At 67.8% G+C, this 25,080-nt stretch carries 22 protein-coding genes; 8 read left to right on the forward strand and 14 right to left on the reverse strand.

Annotated features, from left to right (window positions below; genetic code table 11):
• Genes LFM09_RS41505 through LFM09_RS41515 form a run of 3 tightly spaced genes read right to left on the reverse strand, consistent with a single transcriptional unit; the run spans nt 1 to nt 4,366 of the window.
• Complete coding sequence (locus LFM09_RS41505; RefSeq protein ID WP_414102133.1) at nt 1-399, reverse strand: DUF4233 domain-containing protein; 399 nt, start codon at nt 397-399, stop codon at nt 1-3.
• Entirely contained in the window at nt 396-1,733 is a 1,338-nt protein-coding gene (gene folC, locus LFM09_RS41510) for a bifunctional tetrahydrofolate synthase/dihydrofolate synthase (RefSeq protein WP_414102134.1), read from the reverse strand. Before folC ends, LFM09_RS41505 begins: the two co-directional genes overlap by 4 nt.
• A 5-nt stretch (nt 1,734-1,738) precedes the next feature.
• A complete protein-coding gene (locus LFM09_RS41515) occupies nt 1,739-4,366 on the reverse strand; it encodes a valine--tRNA ligase (protein ID WP_414102135.1) in 2,628 nt (875 codons plus the stop codon).
• A gap of 122 nt (nt 4,367-4,488) precedes the next feature.
• On the opposite strand from LFM09_RS41515, the gene LFM09_RS41520 reads away from it, so the two are divergent.
• Together LFM09_RS41520 and LFM09_RS41525 are read left to right on the forward strand one after the other, a co-directional pair.
• The gene (locus LFM09_RS41520; protein ID WP_414102136.1) at nt 4,489-5,388 is read left to right on the forward strand and encodes a hypothetical protein; all 900 of its coding nucleotides are present in this window, start codon (nt 4,489-4,491) and stop codon (nt 5,386-5,388) included.
• 148 nt (nt 5,389-5,536) lie between these two features.
• The gene (locus tag LFM09_RS41525; RefSeq protein WP_414102137.1) at nt 5,537-7,822 is read left to right on the forward strand and encodes an FdhF/YdeP family oxidoreductase; all 2,286 of its coding nucleotides are present in this window, start codon (nt 5,537-5,539) and stop codon (nt 7,820-7,822) included.
• Here LFM09_RS41525 and LFM09_RS41530 read toward each other — a convergent pair.
• The 3 genes from LFM09_RS41530 to LFM09_RS41540 form a co-directional block, all read right to left on the reverse strand.
• On the reverse strand, nt 7,815-10,007 hold the full coding sequence (locus tag LFM09_RS41530) for a glycosyl hydrolase family 28 protein (protein ID WP_414102138.1): 2,193 nt from the start codon (nt 10,005-10,007) through the stop codon (nt 7,815-7,817). The genes LFM09_RS41525 and LFM09_RS41530 overlap by 8 nt on opposite strands.
• 66 nt (nt 10,008-10,073) lie before the next feature.
• A complete protein-coding gene (locus tag LFM09_RS41535) occupies nt 10,074-10,229 on the reverse strand; it encodes a hypothetical protein (RefSeq protein WP_414102139.1) in 156 nt (51 codons plus the stop codon).
• 60 nt (nt 10,230-10,289) lie between these two features.
• Entirely contained in the window at nt 10,290-10,859 is a 570-nt protein-coding gene (locus tag LFM09_RS41540) for a helix-turn-helix domain-containing protein (RefSeq protein ID WP_414102140.1), read from the reverse strand.
• A gap of 84 nt (nt 10,860-10,943) precedes the next feature.
• Between LFM09_RS41540 and LFM09_RS41545 the strand changes: the two genes are divergently transcribed.
• On the forward strand, nt 10,944-11,528 hold the full coding sequence (locus LFM09_RS41545; protein ID WP_414102141.1) for a DUF2238 domain-containing protein: 585 nt from the start codon (nt 10,944-10,946) through the stop codon (nt 11,526-11,528).
• Here the strand turns inward: LFM09_RS41545 and LFM09_RS41550 are convergent.
• Together LFM09_RS41550 and LFM09_RS41555 are read right to left on the reverse strand one after the other, a co-directional pair.
• Entirely contained in the window at nt 11,473-11,964 is a 492-nt protein-coding gene (locus tag LFM09_RS41550) for a hypothetical protein (RefSeq protein WP_167970530.1), read from the reverse strand. The genes LFM09_RS41545 and LFM09_RS41550 overlap by 56 nt on opposite strands.
• 49 nt (nt 11,965-12,013) lie before the next feature.
• Nucleotides 12,014-13,528, reverse strand: a complete 1,515-nt coding sequence (locus LFM09_RS41555; RefSeq protein WP_414102142.1) for a phytoene desaturase family protein — start codon at nt 13,526-13,528, stop codon at nt 12,014-12,016.
• A gap of 65 nt (nt 13,529-13,593) precedes the next feature.
• Between LFM09_RS41555 and fdhD the strand changes: the two genes are divergently transcribed.
• From fdhD to LFM09_RS41570, 3 genes are read left to right on the forward strand one after another with little or no spacing between them, the layout of a single operon-like run.
• Nucleotides 13,594-14,421: a formate dehydrogenase accessory sulfurtransferase FdhD gene (gene fdhD / locus LFM09_RS41560; protein ID WP_414102143.1), complete on the forward strand. Its 828-nt coding sequence runs from the start codon at nt 13,594-13,596 to the stop codon at nt 14,419-14,421.
• The gene (locus tag LFM09_RS41565; protein ID WP_414102144.1) at nt 14,408-15,538 is read left to right on the forward strand and encodes a CaiB/BaiF CoA transferase family protein; all 1,131 of its coding nucleotides are present in this window, start codon (nt 14,408-14,410) and stop codon (nt 15,536-15,538) included. Before fdhD ends, LFM09_RS41565 begins: the two co-directional genes overlap by 14 nt.
• 38 nt (nt 15,539-15,576) lie before the next feature.
• Nucleotides 15,577-16,458, forward strand: coding sequence for an alpha/beta hydrolase (locus tag LFM09_RS41570; protein ID WP_414102145.1), 882 nt, complete (start codon nt 15,577-15,579; stop codon nt 16,456-16,458).
• Here LFM09_RS41570 and LFM09_RS41575 read toward each other — a convergent pair.
• The 6 genes from LFM09_RS41575 to tig form a co-directional block, all read right to left on the reverse strand.
• A complete protein-coding gene (locus LFM09_RS41575; RefSeq protein ID WP_414102146.1) occupies nt 16,455-17,753 on the reverse strand; it encodes a serine hydrolase domain-containing protein in 1,299 nt (432 codons plus the stop codon). The two genes, LFM09_RS41570 and LFM09_RS41575, sit on opposite strands and share 4 nt — an antisense overlap.
• A gap of 21 nt (nt 17,754-17,774) precedes the next feature.
• Nucleotides 17,775-18,353: an RBBP9/YdeN family alpha/beta hydrolase gene (locus LFM09_RS41580; protein ID WP_414102147.1), complete on the reverse strand. Its 579-nt coding sequence runs from the start codon at nt 18,351-18,353 to the stop codon at nt 17,775-17,777.
• A 64-nt stretch (nt 18,354-18,417) separates the two neighbouring features.
• Nucleotides 18,418-19,698: an ATP-dependent Clp protease ATP-binding subunit ClpX gene (clpX, locus tag LFM09_RS41585; RefSeq protein WP_086661635.1), complete on the reverse strand. Its 1,281-nt coding sequence runs from the start codon at nt 19,696-19,698 to the stop codon at nt 18,418-18,420.
• Between the two features lie 331 nt (nt 19,699-20,029).
• Complete coding sequence (locus LFM09_RS41590) at nt 20,030-20,644, reverse strand: ATP-dependent Clp protease proteolytic subunit (protein ID WP_109640883.1); 615 nt, start codon at nt 20,642-20,644, stop codon at nt 20,030-20,032.
• A gap of 35 nt (nt 20,645-20,679) precedes the next feature.
• Nucleotides 20,680-21,267 carry an ATP-dependent Clp protease proteolytic subunit gene (locus LFM09_RS41595; RefSeq protein WP_414102152.1) on the reverse strand — a complete coding sequence of 196 codons (588 nt, stop codon included), beginning with the start codon at nt 21,265-21,267 and terminating at the stop codon, nt 20,680-20,682.
• 187 nt (nt 21,268-21,454) lie between these two features.
• Complete coding sequence (tig, locus tag LFM09_RS41600) at nt 21,455-22,804, reverse strand: trigger factor (protein WP_414102148.1); 1,350 nt, start codon at nt 22,802-22,804, stop codon at nt 21,455-21,457.
• A 192-nt stretch (nt 22,805-22,996) separates the two neighbouring features.
• On the opposite strand from tig, the gene LFM09_RS41605 reads away from it, so the two are divergent.
• Both LFM09_RS41605 and LFM09_RS41610 read left to right on the forward strand, forming a co-directional pair.
• Nucleotides 22,997-23,746, forward strand: coding sequence for a hypothetical protein (locus LFM09_RS41605; protein WP_414102149.1), 750 nt, complete (start codon nt 22,997-22,999; stop codon nt 23,744-23,746).
• Between the two features lie 294 nt (nt 23,747-24,040).
• The gene (locus LFM09_RS41610; protein ID WP_414102150.1) at nt 24,041-24,940 is read left to right on the forward strand and encodes a LysR family transcriptional regulator; all 900 of its coding nucleotides are present in this window, start codon (nt 24,041-24,043) and stop codon (nt 24,938-24,940) included.
• The last annotated feature ends 140 nt before the right edge of the window (nt 24,941-25,080 follow it).

Below are 25,080 nucleotides of genomic sequence, written 5' to 3' on the forward strand. Positions count from 1 at the left end.
TCACTCCGCCGAAGTCTGCTGCTGCTGCGCGGGGAGCCTGCCCTCGGCCATGCGCTTGAGCAGGTCCTTGCGCAGCCACAGCATGTAGACCCACACCAGCCCGAAGATCACGCCGATCACGCCGAGCGCGGGCAGCAGGATCCACGTGGCGATCAACAGGACGTGCAGGCCGACAACGGCGGGAATCGCCCACGAACGCCCGACGAACGCGCACATCGCGATGAACACCGCGATGAACCCGAACGCCACCCAGCCGACGAGCGTGCCGACACCGCCGTGCAGCTTGGCGATCACCGGCAGGGCCAGCGCGACGACGATGACCTCGAGGACCAGCGTGCCCGCCATGATGCCGCGGAACGCCTTCAGCGGGTCCTTCTTCAGAGGGGCCGGGGTGGTCATGCCGGCTCCTTTCCGAACAGGGCGCGGGCCTCGCCGGCGGTGACGACCGAGCCGGTCACGATCACGCCACCGCCGGACAGCTCGTCCTCGGTCAGGTGGATCGCTTCCTCGATGGCGTCGTCCAGGCGCGGGCGCACCTCGAAGCGGTCCTCGCCGAAGATCGGGACCGCGATGCCGGCCAGGACGTCCGGGTCCATGGCGCGCGGCGAGGAGTTGGTGGTGATCACCAGCTCCTGCACGACCGGTTCCAGCGCGGAGAGGATGCCCTCGGCGTCCTTGTCGGACATGACCGCGACGACGGCGACCAGCTTGCGGAAGCCGAACTCCGACTCCAAAGCTTTAGCCAGCGCCGCAGCGCCGTGCGGGTTGTGCGCCGCGTCGACGAACACGTTGGGCGCGGAACGGACGCGCTCCAGCCGGCCCGGCGTGACGACCGAGGCGAAGCCCTCGCGGATCGCCTCCACGTCCAACTGCCGGTCGGCGCCCGCACCGAAGAACGCCTCGACGGTCGCCAGGGCCAGCGCGGCGTTGGCGGCCTGGTGCTCGCCGTGCAGCGGCAGGAAGATGTCCTCGTAGACACCGCCGAGGCCCTGCAGCGTCACCATCTGACCGCCCACGGCCACCGCGCGCGAGACGACACCGAACTCGCTGCCGAAGCGCGCGATGGTGGCGTCGACCTCCGCCACGCGGTTCAGGATCACCTTCATGACCTCGGCGCTCTGCTCGCCGACGATCGCGACCGAACCCGGCTTGATGATCCCGGACTTCTCGACCGCGATGTCCTCGGGACGCGAGCCGAGGTACTCGCTGTGGTCGACACCGATCGGGGTGAGGACGGCGATGCGGGTGTCGACGATGGACGTCGCGTCCCACGTGCCGCCCATGCCGACCTCGACGACGGCGACGTCGACCGGGGCGTCCGCGAAGGCCGCGTACGCCATGCCGGTCAGCACCTCGAACTTGCTCATCCGGATCTCGGACTGCGCGTCGACCATCGCGACGTACGGCTCGATGTCGCGGTAGACCTCGACGTACCGGTCCGGGCTGATCGGCTCGTTGTCGAGGCTGATCCGCTCGGTCGCCAGCTGCAGGTGCGGGCTGGTGTACCGGCCGGTGCGCAGACCGATGCGCGTGAAGAGCGCATCGACCATGCGCGACGTCGACGTCTTGCCGTTCGTGCCCGTCAGCTGAACCACGGGGTAGTTCGTCTGCGGGTCGCCCAGCACGTGCGCCAGCGCCTTGATCCGGTCCAGCGACGGCTCGAGCTTGGTCTCGGGCCACCGCTGGTTGAGCTCGTTCTCGACGTCGAAGAACTCGTCGAGGTTGGTTTCCACTGTGCTTACGCCTCCGGCAGCGCGGCCAGGCGCTCGTTGATGCGGGTGATGTCGGACTCGGCCGTGGCCTTGCGCTCCTCGATCTTGGCCACGACGTCAGCCGGTGCCTTGGCGAGGAAGCCCGCGTTGCCGAGCTTGCCCGACGTCTGGGCCAGTTCCTTCTGCGCCGCCGCGAGGTCCTTCTCCAGGCGCTTGCGCTCGGCCACGACGTCGATCGCACCGGACAGGTCCAGCTCGACCTTCACCGCGCCCTTGGGCAGGCCGACCTCGAGCGTCGCCGAGACGGTGAACTCGTCACCGGGCTCGGTCAGCCGCGTCAGCGAACGCACCGACGGAACCTGGTCGGTCAGGCCGACACAGCAAGCGCCGCGAACCTTGCCCGCGACCTTCTGCCCCGGCTTGAGGCCCTGCTCGGAGCGGAACCGGCGGATCTCGGTGGCCAGCTTCTTCAGACCCTCGATCTGCGCGGCGGCATCGAGATCCCGCTCCGCACCCGAGGCGGACGGCCACGCGGCGACGACGAGCGACTCGCCGCCGGTCAGCGAGGTCCACAGCGTCTCGGTGATGAACGGGATCGCCGGGTGCAGCAGGCGCAGCAGCTTGTCGAGGACGTGGCCCAGAACGGACTGCGTGGCCTCGACGCGGCCGTCCGCGATCTGGACCTTCGCGATCTCCAGGTACCAGTCGCAGAACTCGTCCCAGGTGAAGCTGTAAAGCGCCTCGCAGGCACGGGAGAACTGGAACGCCTCGAAGTTCGTGTCCACAGTGGACACCAACGCGTCGAGCTCGTCGAGGATCCAGCGGTCGGCCGCCGTCAGCTCGTCACGCGCAGGCAGCGGACGGGAGACCGTCGCACCGTTGGCGAGCGCGAACCGGGTGGCGTTCCACAGCTTCGTGGTGAAGTTGCGCGAACCGGCCGCCCACTCCTCCGCGACGGCCATGTCCGAACCGGGGTTGGTGCCGCGCAGCAACGTGAACCGGGTGGCGTCCGCGCCGTAGCGCTCCATCCAGTCGAGCGGGTCGATGCCGTTGCCCTTGGTCTTCGACATCTTCTTGCCGTACTGGTCCCGGATCAGGCCGTGCAGGAAGACGTGGTCGAACGGCTGAACCTCGTCCATCGCGTACAGACCGAACATCATCATCCGGACGACCCAGAAGAACAGGATGTCGTAGCCGGTCGAGAGAACGGACGTCGGATAGAACTTCTTCAGGTCCTCAGTGGACTCCGGCCAGCCCAGCGTCGAGAACGGCCACAGACCCGAGGAGAACCACGTGTCGAGGACGTCCTCGTCCTGACGCCAGCCCTCACCGGTGGGCGCCTCGTCGTCCGGTCCGACGCAGATGACCTCGCCGTTCGGGCCGTACCAGACCGGGATCCGGTGCCCCCACCACAGCTGGCGCGAGATGCACCAGTCGTGCAGGTTGTCGGTCCAGTCGAAGTACCGCTTGTTCAGCTCGGCCGGGTGGATCGTGGTGCGGCCGTCGCGAACGGCGGCGGACGCGGCCGCGGCGATGCTCTCGACCTTGACCCACCACTGCAGCGACAGACGCGGCTCGATGACCGTGTCACACCGCGAGCAGTGCCCGACGGCGTGGACGTACGGCCGCTTCTCCGCGACGATCCGGCCCTCCGCGCGCAACGCGGCGACGATCGCCGGACGCGCCTCGAACCGGTCGAGGCCGAGGAACGGGCCGTGCGCGGTGATCGCGGCACGCTCGTCCATGATCGTCAGGTTCGGCAGGCCGTGGCGCTGGCCGATCTCGAAGTCGTTCGGGTCGTGCGCCGGCGTGACCTTGACCGCGCCGGTGCCGAACTTCGGGTCGACGTGCGTGTCCGCGACGATCGGGATGCGGCGCCCGGTCAGCGGCAGCTCGACCTCGGTGCCGATGAGGTGCTGGTACCGCTCGTCGTCCGGGTGGACGGCGACCGCGGTGTCACCCAGCATCGTCTCGGCGCGCGTGGTCGCGACGACGATCGAGTTCTCACCCTCGCCGTAGCGGATCGAGACGAGCTCGCCGTCGTCCTCGCTGTGGTCGACCTCGACGTCGGACAGCGCCGTCTGGCAGCGCGGGCACCAGTTGATGATCCGCTCGGCCTGGTAGATCAGGCCGTCGTCGTACATCTTCTTGAAGATCGTCTGGACGGCGCGCGACAGCCCCTCGTCCATGGTGAAGCGCTCGCGCGACCAGTCGATGCCGTCGCCGAGCCGCTTCATCTGGTCGAGGATCTTGCCGCCGTACTCCTCTTTCCACTCCCAGACGCGCTCGACGAACTTCTCGCGCCCCAGGTCGTGCCGCGACATGCCCTGCTTGGCCAGGTCGCGCTCGACGGCGTTCTGGGTCGCGATGCCGGCGTGGTCCATGCCGGGCAGCCACAGGACCTCGTAGCCCTGCATGCGGCGGCGCCGGCACAGCGCGTCCATCACGCTGTGGTTCATGGCGTGGCCCATGTGCAGGCTGCCGGTGACGTTCGGCGGGGGTAGCACGATGGTGAACGGCGGCTTGTCGCTCTTGACGTCCGCCTCGAAGTAGCCCCGGTCGACCCACCGCGCGTACAGCTCCGCCTCTACCTCCGCCGGAGTCCACGCGGCGGGGAGGTCAGGACGCTGGGTTGCGGTGTCGAGTTCAGTCACAGCTCGCAAGTCTACGGACGCGTGACTATCGACTTGAACCGAGATACCTGCTAACGGGCCGAGGCAACCGGCACGACCCCCGAAACGTAGTCTCCGCGTACTTTGAACCACTTGGGGGGCGCGTGTCGTACGACCTGGAAGACCATCCGGACCTGAAGGACGCGGCCTGGATCCGTGCCGCGAACAGACGGGCGAAGCGGGAGATCCGCAAGCAACGCAGACGCGCCAGGATGCGCGCGCACAGCGGCAAGATCGTGTCCGCGATCGCGCTGGTCGTCATCGGCGCGGTGCTGTTCGGGATGTACCGCTTCGGAACGTTCGACAAGGTCTCCTTGCCCGAGGTCACGCTGCCGACCGCCGCAGCCCCGTACACGGGCGTCAACACCGATGCCCCGTTCAAGAACACCCCCGCCGACCAGTGGGCCGACGGCGAGAAGGGCATCGTCGCGCCCGACCAGAACCCGGAGTACGCAGCGTCCTACGAGGCCGTGCGCAAGGCGCTCATCACCGGGCACCTGGACCCGCGCGTGATCGCCGACCACGACATGGAGCCGTTCGTGGCACCGTTGGCGCCCGCACAGCAGGGTCCCTGGCGGAACGAGCCGGGTGGCACGGCGATCACCCGGCTGAAGAAGGGCACGAAGCTGTTGCCGAACGGGATCAAGGTGGACGGCAAGATGTGGCCCGGCCGCGACGAGTACGGCCGCCCGGTGGTGCACACGAGCTACCGGTTCGCCTACGCCTTCGACCCCGGTGACCAGAAGACGCTGCTCGACCAGTACGAGATCGTCGCCCTGCAGCGCGCGGACGTCGACTACCAGCTCACCGCGGACGGCTTCTGGATCACCAAGAGCGACGGCTTCTGGTACTCGATGGCCTGCAAGTCGCTGAAAGAGGGCTTCCTCGCCCCCATGTTCATCGAGAAGCGGCCGATGCCGACCGGCGTGACGACGGACGACGTGCGCAAGCCTGAGGAGTGGTTCGCGCCGGACGTGACGATGCCGGACACCGACTGCGAATGATCACTCTTTCAGAGGTGCCGGGCGAGAGTGACGGCGATCACAATTGACCGTCACGGACCGTTCAACCCCTTGGGGCCCGTGACGGCGACGCCGCCGCGTTCTTCGGGGGCGCTGGCGGCGCCGACGTCGATCAGCGAACAATGGGGTTATGAGCAGCAAGCCCCCGCAGCACGACGTCGACGAGTCCGAACTCGAAGTCTGCACCCCCAAGACATGGGCGGCGGGCATTCCCGGTGTGCTCGTGTCGCTCGACCGCGCGGTCGAGCAGATGGGTGTCGGCCGGACCGTCAAGACGTTGCGCCTGCTCAACCAGCGTGAAGGTTTCGACTGCCCCGGTTGCGCGTGGCCGGAGCCCCAGGGTCACCGCAAGATGGCGGAGTTCTGCGAGAACGGCGCCAAGGCCGTCGCCGAGGAGGCGACCAAGCGGCGGATCGGGCCGGAGTTCTTCGCCGAGCACTCCGTCGAGAGCCTGCAGACCAAGACGGACTACTGGCTCGGCCAGCAGGGCCGCCTCACCGAGCCGATGGTCCTCAAGCCCGGCGCCACGCACTACACGCCGATCAGCTGGGACGCCGCGTTCACGCTGGTCGCGGAAGAGCTGAACGCTCTCGCGTCACCCGATGAAGCGATCTTCTACACCTCGGGCCGCACCAGCAACGAGGCCGCGTTCCTCTACCAGCTGCTGGTCCGCTCGTTCGGCACCAACAACCTGCCGGACTGCTCGAACATGTGCCACGAGTCCTCGGGCGCCGCGCTCAACCAGACCATCGGCATCGGCAAGGGCTCAGTGTCGATCAAGGACTTCGAGCTCGCCGACCTGATCGTGGTCATCGGCCAGAACCCCGGCACGAACCACCCGCGCATGCTCAGCGCGCTGGAGGACGCCAAGAAGAACGGCGCGAAGATCATCGCGGTCAACCCGCTGCCGGAAGCGGGCCTGATGCGGTTCAAGAACCCGCAGAACGTCGCCGGTCTCGTCGGCCGCGGCACCGCGCTGTGCGACGAGTTCGTGCAGATCCGCGTCGGCGGCGACCAGGCGCTGTTCCAGGCGATCGGCCACCTGCTGCTGCAGTGGGACAAGGTCGACAAGGATTTCATCAACGCCAAGACGCACGGTTTCGAGGAGTACGCCGCGCACGTGCGGGACCTCGACTGGGACGGCGTGCTCACGGCGACCGGCCTGACCCGCGAACAGATCACCCGCGTGGCGGGCATGTTCGTCGACTCTCAGCGCACCATCGCCTGCTGGGCAATGGGTCTGACGCAGCACAAGCACAGCGTGCCGACGATCCGCGAGGTCACGAACGTGATGTTCCTGCGCGGCATGATCGGCAAGCCGGGCGCGGGCCTCTGCCCGGTGCGCGGCCATTCCAACGTGCAGGGCGACCGCACGATGGGCATCTACGAGAAGATGCCGGAGAAGTTCCTGCTGGCGCTGGAGACCGAGTTCGGCATCCCGGTGCCGCGCAAGCACGGCTTCGACACCGTCGACGCGATCAACGCCATGCGCCACGGCCGCGGCAAGGTGTTCATCGCGATGGGCGGCAACTTCGTCAGCGCCACCCCGGACACGCCGGTGACCGAGAAGGCGCTGGAGCAGTGCTCGTTGACCGTGCACGTCTCCACGAAGCTCAACCGCTCGCACGTGATCCACGGTCGTACGGCCCTGATCCTGCCCGCGCTGGGCCGCACCGAGAGCGACGTGCAGCACTCCGGCGAGCAGTTCGTGACGGTCGAGGACTCGATGTCGGTCGTGCACCGCTCGCGCGGCCGGTTGAAGCCCGCGTCCGACCAACTGCTGTCCGAGATCTCCATCGTGTGCCGGTTGGCGCGCAAGGTCCTCGGCAACTCCCACCCCGTGGCGTGGGAGGAGTTCGAGAAGGACTACGACGTCATCCGCGAGCACATCTCACGGGTGGTGCCGGGGTGCACGGACTACAACACGCGCGTGCGCCAGCCCGACGGTTTCGTGCTGCCGCACCCGCCGCGCGACTCGCAGGAGTTCGCGACGACGACCGGCAAGGCGAACTTCACCGCCTCGCCGATGACGGTGATCGAGGTGCCGGAGGGCCGGCTGCTGATGCAGACCCTGCGCAGCCACGACCAGTACAACACCACGATCTACGGCCTGGACGACCGCTACCGCGGCGTGAAGGACGGCCGGCGCGTGGTGTTCGTGAACCCCGACGACATCAAGGCGTTGGGCTTCAAGGACGGCCAGATGGTCAACATCATCTCGGAGTGGAAGGACGACCCGACGGGCGTTGTCGAACGCCGCGCCGAGTCGTTCCGGATCGTGTCGTACTCGACCGCGCGCGGGTGCGTGGCCACGTACTTCCCCGAGGCGAACCCCTTGGTGCCGTTGGACTCCAAGGCGGACATCTCGGGCACTCCGACCTCCAAGTCGGTGATCGTGCGGTTGGAAGCTATCTGACGAGCACCGTGTAGTTGCTGGCTCCCCCGTTGGGTCCCAGTTGCACCTGCCCTGCCGGGAAACCCTTGGCGTACAGGCGGAAGGTCTTCGGGGATCCTTCGGTGTTGACCAGCTGCAGCCCGCTGTCGAGCCACAACGCGTCCATCCACGGACGTTTGCCCAGCCGTGTGTCGACCGCGACGTAGACCACCGCGTCGCGGTTGATCGTGAAGCGCGCCAACGGGTTCTGCGTCGCCGACTTCGAGTCGTTGGCGGTGCGGATCCACTGCGCGCCGGCGACCTCGGCCGGCACCGCGCTGAACGTGAAGTCGCGGTCGCCGTACTGGGCCACGCCGGTGCGCAGGTTCGTCTGCAACGACCAGTCGCCCGCGTTCCCGGTGTCGGCAACGGAAAGCCCGCTCAGCTCCAGCTCGTCCGGTGCGTCACCGATGGTCAGCCGCGCTTTCGCCGACTTCGTGACCGAACCCGCCGTGCCCGTCACGGTGATGTCGGAGACACCTTCCGGGGTGTCCGGCAGGGTCGCGACGGTCATCGTGGCCGTGTCACCGGGGTTCACCGTGGCCGGGTTGAACTGGACCACCGCACCGGCCGGGATGTTCTCCGCGTCGAGCGCGATCGGGCCGGGTGAGCCGGTGAACGTCGTGCGGATCGCGTAGGACGCGGTCTCACCGGGTTGGATCGTTCGCGCAGCCGGGTCGACGGTGAGGTTGAAGTCGTTGCCCACACTGCACTTCTCGGTCGAACCCGTGTTCTGGATCCGCGGCGAGCCACTACCGCGGACGCAGAACCCGTTGGTGTTGCGGAAGAGGAAGTCCGTCGGACTGCTCGTGCCGCGTTCCCAGCCGAAGCCGTCGAACGTCAGGTCCGTCGAGTTGTCGGCGATCACGGCGGGCCGGCCGTCGTTGCTGGTGAACGAGACCCCGCTGCCCCCGACCCACTTGATGCGGTCGGCGTAGCGGACGTACCAGCCGTACGCGGGCCGGGTGCCGATGCTGTTCGGGTTGTAGTTGGTGCGCTGGTTGCTCGGCGGGCTCGTGGACATGGTGCCGTTGCCGCCGGGCACGTTGATCTTGACGTTGGTGAACGTGACGTCGCTGATCCGGCCGTCCTGGTCACCGTGGATGGTGGGGCTGAACGACGGCGAGGCGCCGTTGATCGTGATGTTGTCGTAGGTGATGTTGCGGATCGAGCCGACGCCGGGGTTGTTGCCGCAGCGTTTGCGCGCGCCGACCTTCATCATGATCGGCGACCGCACACCGCTGATGGTGATGTCCCGGTAGTGCACGTCGGAGATGTTCGTGCCGTCCATCGACACCATGCCGAGGCCGGACTTGTTGGACCCCTTGATGTCGATGCGCTGGAAGTCGTAGCCGGTGAAGTCACCGCACGTCTCCGAGCCGAACATCAACGCGTTGCAGCAGCCCGCGCTGAGCTTGGTGTCGTAGACCTTCACGTTGCCGTTGCTGATCTTCTGCCCGAGCGCGTAGTCGCTCTTGAACGCCAGCGCGTCGTCGTTGCCTGCGAAGTTGCCGTTGGTGATCGTGACGTTGGTGGTGCTGATGACGTTCCAGCCGTCGCGGTCGCTCGCGGTGTCGATCGTCAGCCGGTCGCTGACCACGTTCTTGCAGCCGTTGATCAGCATCGCGAAGTGCCCGCCACGCCTGAGCTTGATGCCGCTGACCGTGAGGTTCTCGCAGCGGGTCAACGAGATGATCTTGTCCGCTTGGCCGCGGCCCGGGTTGCCGGTGATGAGCGCACCACCGCCGTCGATGGTGCCGCTGCCCACGAACGCGATGTTGGTGAGCCGGTCACCCCAGATCATCGCGTTGTGGAAGTGGCTGTGCCCGTAGTCCTGGTACTCGTCCCACGGGTTGTCCTCCGGCGGGTCGTACCCGGTGCCGGACGCGCCCATGATCGTGGCGCCCGAGTCGAGCTGGATGGTGACGTTGCTCTTGAGGTGGATCGAGTTGGGCGACCTGTACGTGCCGGACGGGAACTGCACGGTCCCGCCGCCGGCCGCGTTCGCCGCGGTGATCGCCCTGTTGATCGCGGCCGTGTCATTCGCGCTGCCGTTGCCGACAGCGCCGTAGTCCTTGACGTTGTGCACAGCCGCCTGTGCGGGTTCGACGAGCACTGTCATAGCCAACAACGCCGCCGTCGCCGCCGCGCCGAGTCTCCGGAACACCGATGTTCTCCCCTCGCACGGGTTGAAACGTGGTGAAAACCTTTACAGCGGCGGCTGTTCCACACGCTACGCCGGTCGCACGCGTCCTAACAGCCTCCAGCGGCGGTGACCGGCGTCGAGCACACCTCCACCGGACCGCCCGGCAGGCTCGGCCGCGACGCTCTCAGGTGCGCTTACGAGCCGGTGTGCCTTGGCGTCGGACTCCAGGTCGGACTGCTTCATCTTCGCGATAGCAAACGCGTGATCGTGATGCAACATGACAGATCTCCGTTCAGGGGTGGGTTACTCGGACTCGTGCTCGGGCGCGACGGTGACAGCGAGGAAGAACCGGACCGGGCGCGAACCCTCGGGCCGCAGCGACGGGTCGTCCAACCGGTCGTCGTACTTCCCCAGCACCTCGTCGAGCTCTTCCTTGTACGCGACCGCCTCTTCGACGGTGAGGAACTTGGCGCTGCCGCGCGTGCCGACCGCCTCGCGCCAGTCGTCCGTCAGCAGCTTGCGCATGACGAGCCGTTCGCGGATCCGGTCGAACTCCTGGTCCAGGTACGCCATCACGGCGGCCTCGGCGGCCATCTTGCCTTCGGCGTCCAGGCCGTCCGGCGAGATGTTCTGGCGCGCGCTGATCAGGCGCCAGGGCTTCTGCCGGCCTGGACCCTCGACCTCTTCCACGAAGCCGTACTTGGCCAGCATGTTCAGGTGGTACGAGCAGCTCGCGACGCTCTCGTCGAGTCGCTCCGAGCACTGCGTGGCGGTCTGCGCGCCCTCCTCCGTCAGGAGGTTGATCAGCTTCCACCGGAACGGGTGCGTCAGGGCCCGCAGGGCCTTGGGGTCGCGTACCTGGGGGTCGGTCATGTCACCACCGTACGCTTATCAAGGAATCTTTAGCAAGGACTCTTGATATAGAAATCCTTAGACGCGTTCGGGCATGATCAGCGCATGACTCGGGGGCAGCTGTGGCTGTTGGGGGCGTTCGGCGTGCTGGCCGGGCTGACGTGGATCGACCCGCCGTGGCCGGCCGAGCAGGCTTTGCACAGCTCGCTGACGGCGCTGGCGATCGCGGCCCTGGTGCTGCTCCGGCGGCGGCTCGACACCGCGCAGTGGGCGTGGGCCTTGCTCTTTCTTGCGCTGCACACGATCGCGGCGAGGTGGATCTACTCGTTCGTGCCGTACGACGACTGGACGGACGCCCTGTTCGGGGTGCGGCTGTCGGAGGCGTTCTCCTGGCAGCGCAACCACTTCGACCGGCTCGTGCACTTCGCGTACGGCGTGTGCCTGACCGCCGTGCTGCGGCAGAAGTGGTTGCGGTCGCTGGAGATCGTGCTGGCGACGAGCGCGCTCTACGAGCTGCTGGAGTGGGCGATCGCGATGACGCTGGGCGCCGAGACGGCCGAGGCCTACAACGGTCAGCAGGGCGACATGTGGGACGCCCACGCGGACATGGCACTCGCGGCGCTGGGCGCCCTCGTCACCAGTCTGGCGAGTTCCGCGCGACGGCGGTCACCAGCGGAAGCGACTCGATGACCGGCACCCGCAACAGCTCCGCGGGCACGTCAGGGTCGCGCACCGGCTCGACGAGCTCGCGCAACAGGGCGCCCACCACGTCGTCCGCGGCCTGATCGACCTCGTGGATGAGGTCGCGCAACTGGTCCGCCGCCTCGTTGAGCACCCGCGGCCGCTGCGGTTCCTCAAGCATCAACGCGGCCAGTCGCAGGACCCGCCTGCAGGTGCGCAACCGCAGGCTCCGGCTGGCCGACTCCCGTGCGCCCGCGAGACCGAGCCGGCCGCGCGTGCGTTCGATCCACGGCTCGACGGTCTCGCGCCGCCAGATCGGGCCGGACGCGAGCTCGGCGTCCGGCTCCGGGATGCCGTGCGAGCGCCGCTTGCGCCACACGGCCACCAGCTGCCGGCTGAGCCCCATGGCGTCAGCGATTTCCGCGATCCCGTAGAAGTCCCCCACGGGACCAACTGTAACCAGAGATGACAGAGAATGTCATCAAAAATATCTGTCAGATTCGTTCGAGAACCGCTCGCGCCGCGTTGTGGCCGCCGATGCCGCTGACGCCGCCGCCGCGCCGTGATCCGGCGCCGCAGACGAAGACGTTGTCGAGGCCGATCTCGACGCCCCACTTGCCGACCTCGTCGTCAGTCTCGGCGAACGGCCAGTCGAGCTCTCCGTGGAAGATGTTGCCACCCGGCAGGCCGAGCTCCTCCTCCAGGTCCAGCGGGGTGCGCGCCTCGATGCACGGGTTACCGGCCGCGTCGACGGCGAGGCAGTCCTGGATCGGCTCCACGAGGTGGGCGTTGAGCTGGGTCAGGTAGCGCTGCACCAGCTCGTCGCGCAGCAGTTCGTTGCGGCCCTCGAACAACGACGCGGGCAGGTGCAGGCCGAACAACGTCAACGTCTCGTGGCCCGCCAGCGACGGTCCGAGGATCGACGGGTCGGTGAGCGAGTGGCAGTACATCTCGCCCGGCAGCACCGACGGCACCTGACCCGCGACGCTCTCCAGGTACGCGGTCTCCAGCTGGTCGTAGGACTCGTCGAGGTGGAACGTCCCGGCGAACGCGAGCCGCGGGTCGACCCCGGACTTCAGCTCCGGCAGCTTCCGCAGCAGCATGTTGATCTTCAACTGGCAGCCGGGCGCGTCGCCGACCTCCTTGCCCAGCAACCGTCCCAGCACCGAAGGCGCCACATTGGACAGTACGAACCGAGCGTCCACAGTGGTGTCGTTGTAGGTCACCGTCGCGGTCTTGCCGTCCGACTCGACGGAGGTGACGGTCGCGTTGGTGACGATCTTGGCACCCGATTCGCGGGCGACCCGTTCCAGCTCGGCGGTCACCGCGCCCATGCCGCCGACCGGGACCTTCCACTCGCCGGTGCCGTTGCCGACGATGTGGTAGAGGAAGCACTTGTTGGCGCGCAACGAATGCAGCGACGAGTGCGTGCCGATCAACGCGTCGGTCGCGACGACGCCGCGCACCAGGTTGTTGTCGAACAGCTCCTGCAGCGTGGCGCCGATCGGGCGTTCGAAGACCTGGTCCCACAACCGGCCGCGCGCCACCGCGTCGACGTGCACGCGCAGATGTTCGCGTGACACCAACGGTTCCAAAAGAGTCGGCGCCAGCGCCTGCGCCATCAGCTCAAGATCGGCGTACCAGCGCTGCCAGCGGTCCCAGTCGTCCAGCGACCCGCACACGGCCTGGAACGACGCCACCGTCGCGTCGCCGGGCTCCCGTTCGACCAGCAGCCCGGTCTTGCCGTTCGGGGTGTAGCTCGACGCCGCCCGCGACCGCAAAGTCAGGTTCAGGCCCAAATCAGTGGCTATCTGGTCAGGCAGCAGCGACACCAGGTACGAGAACCGGGACAACCTCGCGTCGACGCCCTCCCACGGCGAAGCGCTCACGGCCGCGCCACCGACGTGCGGCAGCTTCTCCAGCACGGTGACCGACCGGCCCGCCCGTGCCAGGTACGCGGCCGCCACCAGCCCGTTGTGGCCGCCTCCCACGATCACGACGTCGTCCATGCCCCGAGATCCCTCCCACGTAGCCTGGTCGGTGGGGAACATAGCGGTCCGAAGGAGATGTGCACATGGGCCGAGTGACGGTGCGTCGAGCGGTAGAGCGCGTGTCGCCGAGCGGTCGGCGGCGCCGAGTCGACGCCCTCGCCGCCGAAGAACCGCTGGAACTGCGGGTCAACGGCAGGTCGTTGGCCGTCACGATGCGCACACCCGGCCAGGACGTCGAGCTCGCGCACGGCTTCCTGCTCAGTGAAGGTGTGATCGGTTCGTCCGAGGACATCTCGATCGCCCGGTTCTGCGAGGGCACCGGGCCGGACGGGATGAACACGTACAACGTGCTGGACATCGCGCTGGCCGACGGGGTGCCGCCACCGGACACCGGGGTGGAGCGGAACTTCTACACCACCTCGTCGTGTGGTGTGTGCGGGAAGGCCGCGCTGGACGCGGTGAAGCTCAAGACCCGCTACTCCCCCGCGCTGGACGAGCTGCGGGTCACCCCCGAGGCGTTGACGGGCTTCCCGGACGCGTTGCGGGAGCGGCAGAAGGTCTTCGAGAGCACCGGCGGGCTGCACGCGGCGGGCCTCTTCCGCGACGGCGAGCTGCTCGTCGTGCGCGAGGACGTGGGCCGGCACAACGCCGTGGACAAGGTGCTGGGCTGGGCGGTGCTGCAGAACCTCGTGCCGCTGCGGGGTTCGGTGCTGATGGTGTCCGGGCGGGCGTCGTTCGAGCTGGTGCAGAAGGCCGCGATGGCCGGAATTCCGCTGCTCGCCGCGGTGTCGGCGCCGTCGTCGCTCGCGGTCGAGCTGGCCGAGGAGCAGGGCATGACACTGGTCGGGTTCCTGCGCGGTGACTCGATGAACGTCTACACCGGTGGGGAGCGCGTGCTTGAGACCGCTTGACGGTGTCGTGGTGGTGAGCCTGGAGCAGGCGGTCGCCGTGCCGTACGCGACGCGGCTGCTGGCCGATCTCGGGGCGCGGGTCATCAAGATCGAACGGCCTGGTGTCGGCGACTTCGCGCGGCACTACGACTCGTCGTGCGGCGAGGTGTCGTCGTACTTCGCGTGGACCAACGTCGGCAAGGAGTCGGTGTCGCTCGACATCAACCACCCGGACGGCCGTGAGGTGCTGGATCGGTTGGTGGCGCGCGCTGATGTGCTGCTGTGCAACCTGTCGCCACGCGTGTGGGAACGGCTGGCGCTGGAGCCGCCGTCGTCGTTGATCGTCGGCGAGCTCTCCGGCTACGGCTGGGACGGCCCGTACGCGGACCGCAAGGCGTTCGACGCGCTGGTGCAGTCCGAGGCCGGACTGGTGTCGCTCACCGGCGAAGGCGACGTGATGGCGCGCGCGGGCATCTCGGTGGCCGACATCGCGGCCGGTGTCCAGCTGCACGCGGCGGTGCTGGCCGCGTTGCTGCAACGCGGCCGGACCGGCTCAGGGGTGCGGCTGCGGCTGTCGCTGTTCGAGGCGATGGCCGAGTGGATGCACCAGCCGATGCTCTACGCCGCCGGCACGGGTGCCGCGGCGCCGCGGTCGGGCGCGCACCACCCGAGCATCGCGCCGTACGGGCCGGTGGCCTGTGCGGACGGGGCCGTGCACCTGGCCGTGCAGAACGACGGCCAGTGGCAGCGGCTGTGCTCGTTGATCGGGCTCGCGGCGGAGGAGAGGTTCGCCACAGTGGCGTCCCGCGTGGAGCACCGGGACGAGCTGCAGAAGCTGCTCGAACGGGCGTTCTCCGCGATGACCGCGGCCGAGCTCCTGGCCGCGCTGGACGCCGCCGACGTGCCCGCCGCGCTGACCCGCCCGATCACCGACCTGCCCACGCACCCGCAGCTCGGCACATGGGTTGACGTGCAGGTTCCCGGTGGTTCGGTGCGGATGCTGCCACCGCCCGTCGCCGGCTTCGAGTGGTCACCGGGTGCGGTTCCGGAACTCGGCGCGCACAATGATCACGTGCTGCGCTGGCTGGGTTATTCGGCTGAGGAACTGTCTTCCTTACGCCTGCGTTCCGTCCTCTAGAGGGAAACGGGGAACGGTACCCACGCGATGAGGTGAGCATGGGGGAACCGAGGTACAGCCGCCGCACACTTCTCGCGGCGATCGGCGTGGTGATCGCGACCGCCGCGGGCGTCGCGGTGTCGGTGTCGTCCTCGCGGGACGTCACGGAACAGCAGATCGCCACGACGGACCGGATCAGCCGCACGACCGGTGCCAAGCCGACCGTCCGGTTCGAGCGCGTGTACTCGACTTCCCGCCGCCGCGAGGTGACGCTCGCCTTCTACACCCCGACCGGCGCGAACCCGCGCGGCCTGCCGATGTCGATCCTGCTGCACGGCCTGCACGGCGACGCCAGGCACGCGGCCGTCGGCGACCTGGCCGAAGTGCTGACCGGCGCCGTCGCAAAGGGCTCCGTGCCCGCGTTCGGCTTCGTCGCGGTCGACGGCGGCGACAACTACTGGCACGAGAACGTCCCCGGCGACGACCCGATGGCCATGCTGCTCGACGAGGTCCCGCACTGGCTGCGCGAGCGCGGCTACGGCGAACCGTTCGCGGTGACCGGCGCGTCGATGGGCGGCTTCGGCGCCCTGCTCTACGCCCGGCTCCGGGCAGAACGCGGCGACCCGATCGCGGCCGCCGCGGCCATCTCCCCCGGCCTGATCACCACGTGGCCGGAGATGGCCAAGCGCAGGGCGTTCAAGAACGAGGCCGAGTGGGCGTCGCTGGACCCGTTGCGGCACCTGAAGTCGACCGGCAGGACCGCGCTCGGCGTGTGGATCGGTGACCGCGACCGGTTCATCGAGGGCACCCGGCGGTTCATCCGCGAGGTCAAGCCCGAGGTGGGCACGGTGAAGGCAGGCGGGCACGACGACGGCTTCTACCGCAAGGTGACGCCGGACGTGGTGCTGTTCCTCGCCAAGTACGCCAAGCGCGCCGTCTAAACGCGCAGGGCCGCTCGGCCCCAGTGCAGCCACTTCACGCGGTCCTGCTCGTCACGTCCACCCAACACGATCACCTGGTGGTGGGCGCCCACCTTCTCGACGGAGATCAGCGCGTCGTCCCGCAACCCCGTGTACTCGCGCTCCTCGTCATCGGCCAGATCCGCCCAGATGTGATCGAGGGGCACGTACCGCACCTCGACCCTGCCCCCGTCGCCTTCGGTGAGGTGAGTCTCCAGCCCCGCGGACCGGTAGACACCGACGACCCGCTCGACGTCGATCGGCACCGGCGAGGCAGGCGGCGTGGGGAAAGCCGGCGGGGTGATGCCCGCAAGATCGCCCAGCACCTGCTCGTGGACCGCGTCCAGCAGCGCCAGGGTCCTTCCGCCGTTGGTGAGGACCGCGACCGCGAGTCCCGCTTCCGGGATCACCCGCAGGTCGGCCCTGAAGCCCAGCGTCCCTCCGTCGTGGCCGACGCCCGTGAGGCCGTTCGGGTACTCCTGCAGCATCCAGCCGAGCCCCTGGGAGCCGCGCTGACCGAAGTCCGGCTGCGCGACCTGCGACTCGCGCATGGCGTCGAACGCGCTCGTGCCCAGGTGCATCCGCACGAACTCCATCAGGTCGCGGGCGCTCATCGCGAGCACCGAGCCCGCCGGGGCGTCGCCCGCGGTCATCAGCTGCTCAGCCGGCTTGAGCACCTTGCCCAGGTGCCCGGTGGCGCACGAGCGGGCGGCGTACTCGCAGTGGCGTGCGGCCGCGGTGCGCAGGCCGAGCCCGTCGATCAGGCGTTCCCGCAGGACGACGGTGAAAGGCTTGCCGCGCAACACTTCCACGATCCGGCCCAGCACCACGAACCCGCTGTTGCAGTACGAGAAGAGCTCTCCTGGCGGGGTCACCTGGCGCGCATCCGCCATGCGCTCCAGGTACTTCTCGAGCATGTCGTCACCGTTGCCGGTGTCGTGGAAGAGATCGCCCTCGAAGCCCGCCGTGTGGGTGAGGAGGTGCCGGGGCGTGATCACCCGCGCGGCCTGCTCGTCGGCGAGCGCGAACTCAGGCAGCACGTCGCGCACCGGCCGGTCCAGGTCGAGCAGTCCCTCGTTCACCAGCTCCTGGACGAGCGTCGCCGTCCAGACCTTGGTGATCGATCCGATCTGGAAGATCGAGTCCGGCGTCACCTTCTCCCCGGTGACGTTGTTCAGCACGCCTGCCGCCATGTCGACGACTTCACCGTTGTGCAGGACGGCCACCTGCGCGCCGACGACACCGTGGTCGTCGATCAGCTTGTGCAGATCGATCATGATTCCCCCAGAACCAGTTGTCTAACGTGGTGAGAGCGGCACCGTCTTCGACCGCACCCACTTCAGCACTGCGGGCCACTCCCCGTAGCCCGCGTCGGTGTTGATGTGCGCCGCTCCCGGCAGCACGTCGACCTCGATCCGCAACGCCTCCGCGAGCTGCTTGCTCACCCGCATCTCGCAGTACGGGTCGCCCTCGCCCACGACCAGGCGCGTGCTCTTGGCCGCGCGGCGCAGGTTCGCCGGGTCGAGCGGGGCGGGGAAGAACGACTTGATCGCCGGTTCCGGGTGGTCCGGTGCCGGTGGGGCCACCAGGAGCACGCGGTCGACGTTCTGGATGCCTTCGCGGGCCGCGTGGTGCAGCCAGAGGTAGCAGCCGAGCGAGTGGGCGACGACGACCCGTTCGCGGTCGGCCGGCGCTGCTTCGAGGTGGGTGTCGAGCTCGCGCAGCCACGTCGTGAGGTCGGGCGCGTCGGGGTCGCTGAAGTGCGGCATGTCGGCCAGGCCGCCGTGCTCGGAGACCGTGCGGGCCAGCCAGGTCTGCCAGTGGTCAGGGCCGGAGCCGGTCCAGCCGTGGAGAACGAGCACGTGAGGCAGCGACATGCCACCACCTTAGAACGCCGAAAGGGCGCCGGTGCGGCCACCGACGCCCTTTCGGAGCACTGACTTACGCGGACTTCTCTCGACGCTCCCGGCGCGAGGGCTGCCGGGCCACGATCGTCGGGTTCACGTTCTCCTTCACCGTCTGCTCGGTGATGACGACCTTGGCGACGTCCGTGCGACTCGGGATGTCGTACATCACCGGGAGCAGGACCTCTTCCATGATCGCGCGCAGACCGCGGGCACCGGTTCCGCGCAGGATCGCCTGGTCGGCGACCGCTTCCAGCGCGGTCTTGGTGAACTCCAGCTCGACGCCGTCCATCTCGAAGAGCTTCTGGTACTGCTTCACCAGGGCGTTCTTCGGCTCGGTGAGGATCATCACCAGCGACGGCTTGTCGAGGTTGGTGACGGAGGCGACCATCGGCAGACGCCCGATGAACTCGGGGATCAGACCGAACTTGATCAGGTCCTCCGGCATGGAGTCGGCGAAGAAGTCCGCCGCGTCCACCTCGGCCTTGGAACGGACCTCGGCACCGAAGCCCAGGCCGCGCTTGCCGACCCGGTCCTGAATGATCTTCTCGAGACCCGCGAAGGCGCCCGCCACGATGAACAGCACGTTCGTCGTGTCGATCTGGATGAACTCCTGGTGCGGGTGCTTGCGGCCGCCCTGCGGGGGCACCGATGCGGTGGTGCCTTCCAGGATCTTCAACAGCGCCTGCTGCACACCCTCGCCGGAGACATCGCGGGTGATCGACGGGTTTTCACTCTTTCGAGCGATCTTGTCGACCTCGTCGATGTAGATGATGCCCGTCTCGGCGCGCTTCACGTCGTAGTCGGCGGCCTGGATGAGCTTCAGGAGGATGTTCTCGACGTCCTCACCGACGTACCCGGCCTCCGTCAGTGCCGTCGCGTCGGCGATGGCGAACGGCACGTTCAGCATCTTCGCGAGCGTCTGCGCGAGGTAGGTCTTGCCGCAGCCCGTGGGGCCAAGCATGAGAATGTTGGACTTCGCCAGCTCAACGCCGTCGTCACGACCCTCGCGCCCGCGGTCGCCCGCCTGGATGCGCTTGTAGTGGTTGTAGACGGCGACGGAGAGGGTGCGCTTGGCGTCACTCTGTCCGATGACGTACTGGTCGAGGAACTCGTGGATCTCGGCGGGCTTCGGCAGCTCGTCGAGCTTCACGTCGCCGGCTTCTGCCAGCTCCTCCTCGATGATCTCGTTGCAGAGATCGATGCACTCATCGCAGATGTAGACGCCGGGGCCGGCGATGAGTTTCTTCACCTGCTTCTGGCTCTTTCCGCAGAAAGAGCACTTCAGCAAGTCGCCGCCGTCACCGATACGCGCCATGACCGCTGACCTATGTCCCCTCCGGCGCACACCTGCTGTAGTGCGCCTGCTGACTTGCTGTGGCAGTCCCACTGGCTGTGGGTGCTGAGCCCGTTCTCCTGACGGTACCTGGCCGACCCCGTTTCAGGGGAGGACCAGCGTCCCCTCGACGCGTCGATCAGGCCAGTTGACCGTCACATCGGCGTGTCGGATGGGCGTTCGGTGCCCGGGGTGTGGGGTGTCCCCACAGGTGAAACCGGGCGGAGTGGCGGGGCGAGCGCTCTTCGCGAGCACCCGTCTCGCCACTCCGTTCGCCCGGACTCCGGGGTTTCCCAGAATCCGGACATCACCATCAGGACTTGGCGGAAAGCTTCCGGTAGGGCAGCACCGAGTCGACGATGCCGTACTCCCTGGCCTCTTCGGCCGTGAGGATCCGGTCGCGCTCGATGCTCTCGCGGACCTCCTCTGCCGTCCGGTTGGTGTGCCGCGCGAGGGTGGACTCCATCAGGCGGCGCACGCGCTGGATCTCGTTCGACTGGATCTCCAGGTCGGACACCTGACCGTACGCGCCTTCCATCGAAGGCTGGTGGATCAGGATTCGCGCGTTCGGCAACGCGTGGCGCTTGCCAGGCGTGCCGGCGGCCAGCAGCACCGCGGCGGCCGAGGCGGCCTGGCCGAGGCAGTACGTCTGGATGTCCGGGCGGACGAACTGCATGGTGTCGTAGATGGCCATCAGCGAGGTGAACGAGCCACCCGGCGAGTTGATGTACATCAGGATGTCGCGGTCCGGGTCCTCGGACTCGAGGACGAGCAGCTGCGCCATCACGTCGTTTGCCGAAGCGTCGTCAACCTGCACGCCGAGGAAGATGATGCGCTCCTCGAACAGCTTGTTGTACGGGTTCGACTCCTTCATGCCGTAGCTGGTGCGCTCGACGAACGACGGCAGCACGTACCGCGACTGAGGCATGTGGAACTGGCTCACTTCAGGTCTCCTAGCTGACGTCAGTTGTTCGAGTCGCCGACGGGCTGCGACCGCGTGACGACCTTGTCGACGAAGCCGTACTCCAGCGCTTCCTGCGCCGTGAACCAACGGTCGCGGTCGGAGTCCTGGATGATGCGCTCGACCGGCTGGCCGGTGTGCTCGGCGATCAACTCGGCCATCTCGCGCTTGGTGCGCGTCAGCATGTCCGCCTGGATCGCGATGTCCGCGGCCGTACCACCGACACCGGCCGACGGCTGGTGCATGAGGATGCGCGCGTGCGGGAGCGCCTGGCGCTTGCCGGGAGCGCCCGCGGAGAGCAGGAACTGCCCCATCGACGCCGCGAGACCCATCGCGACGGTGGCCACGTCCGGCTCGATGAGCTGCATCGTGTCGTAGATGGCCATGCCCGCCGTGACGGAACCACCCGGCGAGTTGATGTAGAGGGTGATGTCCTTCTCGGGGTCCTCAGCGGCGAGAAGCAGCAGCTGAGCGGTGATCTGGTTGGCGATGCCCTCTTCGACCTGCGATCCCAGGACGATGATCCGCTCGCGGAGCAGCCGCTCGTACACCGAGTCGTTGAGGTTCATCCCGGCGGTGGCCGACCGCATCTCGGGGGTCGGGAAGGAGTGCTGCGTCACGTCTGCCTGCCTAACTCCAGGTGGAACGAATCTGGATGCCAAAACCTTCTGCAACCGACCTTAACGAAGGCGGGCGGCGTCAGATGCCCGACACCGCCCGCGTTCGCTCTAGGCAGTATTTTCGGTGACTCGCCCGCTCACGGGAGAGTCACCTGGATCACTCGCCCGCGTTGTCCTCATCGGACTTGGTCTCGCCGAAGAGCTCGTCGAGGTCCAGCTTGGTGCCGGCGGTGTCGCTGACCGAAGCCTGGCGCACGACGCTCGCGAGAGCCTTGCCGCGGCGCACGTCGGCGAAGATCGCGCCGAGCTGGCCCGACTGCTGGGCGCGCTTGACGTACTCGTCCGGGCTGATGCCGAAGCGCTGGGCCTGGTAGATGATCCGCTCGGTGAGCTCACCGTCGGACACCGTGACCTGCTCGGCGTCGGCGATCGAGTCGAGCACCAGCTGCGTCTTGACGGCCTGCTCGGCGGCCTTGCGCAGCTCCGCGTCGAACTCCTCCTCGGACTGCCCCTGCTCGGTCAGCCACTCGGCGAACTTCGCCTCGTCGTGGTCGAAGGCGTGCACGGCGTCGTGCTTCCGCGCGTCGATCTCGCCCTGGACGATGCCCTCGGGCAGCGGGACCTCGGTGGTCTCCAGCAGCGCCTCGAGGACCTTGTCGCGCGCCTGGACGCCCTGCTGCATCTTCTTGACGCGGCCGAGACGGGTCTCCAGGTCGGCCTTGAGCTCGTCGAGCGTGTCGAACTCGCTGGCGAGCTGGGCGAACTCGTCGTCCAGCTCGGGGAGCTGACGCTCCTTGACGGTGTTCACGACCACGGTGACCTCGGCCTCGCGGCCCTGGTGCTCGCCGGCGACGAGCGTGGTGGTGAAGGTCTTGGTCTCGCCCTCGGACGCGCCGACCAGGGCATCGTCGATGCCCTCGACGAGCTGGCCGGAGCCGATCTCGTAGGACAGGCCGGTCGTGCGGGCCTCTTCGACCTCTTCGCCGTCGACCGTGGCCGACAGGTCGACGATGACGAAGTCACCGGTCTCGACCGGGCGGGAAACACCGGTCAGCGTGCCGAAGCGGGCGCGGAGCTCGTCGAGCTGCGTGGCCACGTCGTCGCCGGTGACCTCCTGCTCGTCGACCGTGACCTCCAGCTCGCCGAACGCGGGCACCGTGATCTCGGGACGGACGTCGACCTCGGCGGTGAACGCGAGGGTCTCGCCGTCCTCGATCTTGGTCACCTCGAAGTCGGGGCGGCCGAGCGTGCGCACCTCACCGGCGGACACCGCCTCCAGGTACTTGGCCGGAATGGCCTCCTGGATGACCTCGTCCAGGACCGGAGCGCGCCCGATGCGGCTCTCCAGCACCTTGGCGGGGGCCTTGCCCGGACGGAAGCCGGGGATGCGGACCTGCTTCGCGAGCTTCCGGTACGCCTGGTCGAAGTTCGACTTGAGCTCGTCGAACGGCACCTCGACGTTGATCCGGACCCTCGTCGGGCTCAGCTGCTCGACGGTGCTCTTCAACGTGGACTCCTCGATACGAACAAGAACGTGCAGACAGCCGGTACCGCCTGATGTGGCGCCCGGATTCCCAGCGAGTCTAGGCGAGACCCGCTCTGTGACCGCCGCCACCCCGGTCCGCACGCACACGTGACCGAACTGTGAGCCCCACCCGCTTGGCTCCGCGACGGCAACTCGACTCCCAGGGGGACAACGATGGCGGGCACGGCCGCAAGACTTCTCGCAGCAGCAACCGCAGGCGTCGCACTGCTCAGCATCACCACCGCACCGGCACAGGCCCAACCGCCAAGGCCGAGCCGCGAAGCCACCGCCGCCCTCTACGTCTTCGACGGCGGAGCCGGCCAGGAGGCGATCACCATCGAGAACCAGAACTGGTCGATGCCGGAGTACGCCTCCGGCCGCACCCAGTTCCACCCCGGCTGGTCCATCCACCTCTCCGACGAAAAGCTCGGCGCGGGCCTCCCGAGGCAGGACTACAAGGCCGACGCCCACCAGGAGGAGAACCGCACCGGCGCGGGCTCCAAGGGCTTCATCTCGATCATCGACCAGAACCAGCTGGACGTCCCGTTCCTCGTCCTCAAGGTCGACCACCACGTCACCTGCAGCGGCTTCGTGAACGTCCCCCTCAACCTGCGCCTCTTCGTGCGCAAGCACGACGGCGAACTGCGCGAGGCGGCCAACCTCAACGAACCGGCCACCGCCGAAGCCGTCACCGGCGCCCTCTCGGCAGACGACCCGAAGAAGTACGACACCACGGTCCAGATCAACTCGGTGACCAAGCCCTCCCAGATCTGGAACTACGGCCCGTTCTGGAAGTACTTCGAACGCCCCCGCACGGTCGCCACCGGCATGGAGGTCGTCCTGACCCAGAAGCCGATCGGCGGAGGCGACCCGAAGACCTACAAGATCCTCGTAGGCGGCGCCGCAGCCGTCTGCCCGGAGTGACCTGACTTCTCGCTCAAGCCCGCCGCCGCCCACTCCTGGGCGGCGGCTTTTTGTTTCGCCCGGCGAACTACTTAACGCAGACGACTCGACCAGCTACCGAACGTAGGACCGGCAATATCGATTTCACTCTTTCGGCCGCAACACCCATTCCCAGCAGATCAAGATGACTCCATAAGCACCAATCCGTGCGGCGCAGACGACAGGTAGCGTTACGGCCCTTGCACCACCCGTAACAGGACCACGGGAACGAACGAGAAAAAGTCGTCGCACTGTTTTACCCCGAGGACCCGCCTGATGGAGACACGCCAGCTTCTCGCGTTCACCACCGTGGTACAGACCGGCAGCTTCACCAAGGCCGCAGCCACGCTCAATTGCTCGCAGCCAACCATCACGACCCGCATCAAGGCCCTGGAGGAGGCACTCGGCGTCGTTCTATTCCGCCGCCTCCCGCGAGGTATCCAGATGACGTCCGCGGGCGTCGAACTGCTGCCCTTCGCGCGAAACATCATCAACCTCACCGAAAAGGCCCGAAAAGCCATAACGATGAACGGTGAGCCCCACGGCAAACTAGTCATCGGCTCCGCACAGAGTTTGACCGACTACCGCCTGTTACCGCTCATCGAATACATGTGCTGGCGCTACCCGTCCGTCCAACTCTCCCTGCACTCCCGCAACACCCTGAACAACCTCGCCTCCGTCCGTGACGGCGGCCTCGACTGCGCCTTCTTCATCGGCGCGATCGAACCCCGCGAGGGCCTCGAAACGACCGTCCTGTGCCCCGAGCCCCTCGTCATGGTCGCGGGCCCGAACCACATGCTGACCCAACGTCAGTCCCTCACCGAGGACGACCTGACGAGCAGCACCCTCATCCGCGCGGAGAACGGCGCCTCGTACCACGAGCTGTTCGAGAACTCCCTCGGCTTCGACGACACGAGGGCTCCGCTACTCGAACTCGACTCGGTAGACGCCGCCAAACGCGCCGTGGCCTCAGGCCTGGGCATCGCCCTCATGCCAGAGGTCACCGTCGCCAACGAGCTGTCCGACGGCAGGTTGGTCCGCTTGCCCTGGTCCTCCCCGTTCCGCGTGTACACGCAGTTCGGCTGGCGCCAGGACAACTCGACGAACCCAGCTGTAACCGCTCTGGTCTCGGCGGCGGCCCAGGTGGTCAGCGACCAGGTCGCCTCTCTGACCTGACGCGAAGCAAGGCGGGCCGCCCTGCCGCCCCCGCCCTCACGCGCCGGGTGAGCCCGCTGCTCTTACGCGATGCCGAAGGCGAGCCGTCCTTCCCTTACGGGCCGGGTGGAGTGGTCCCGTCACGAGTCGTGCCCGATCGT

The organism is Lentzea alba, assembly GCF_047445655.1.
GTDB classification, from domain to species: domain Bacteria; phylum Actinomycetota; class Actinomycetes; order Mycobacteriales; family Pseudonocardiaceae; genus Lentzea; species Lentzea alba_A.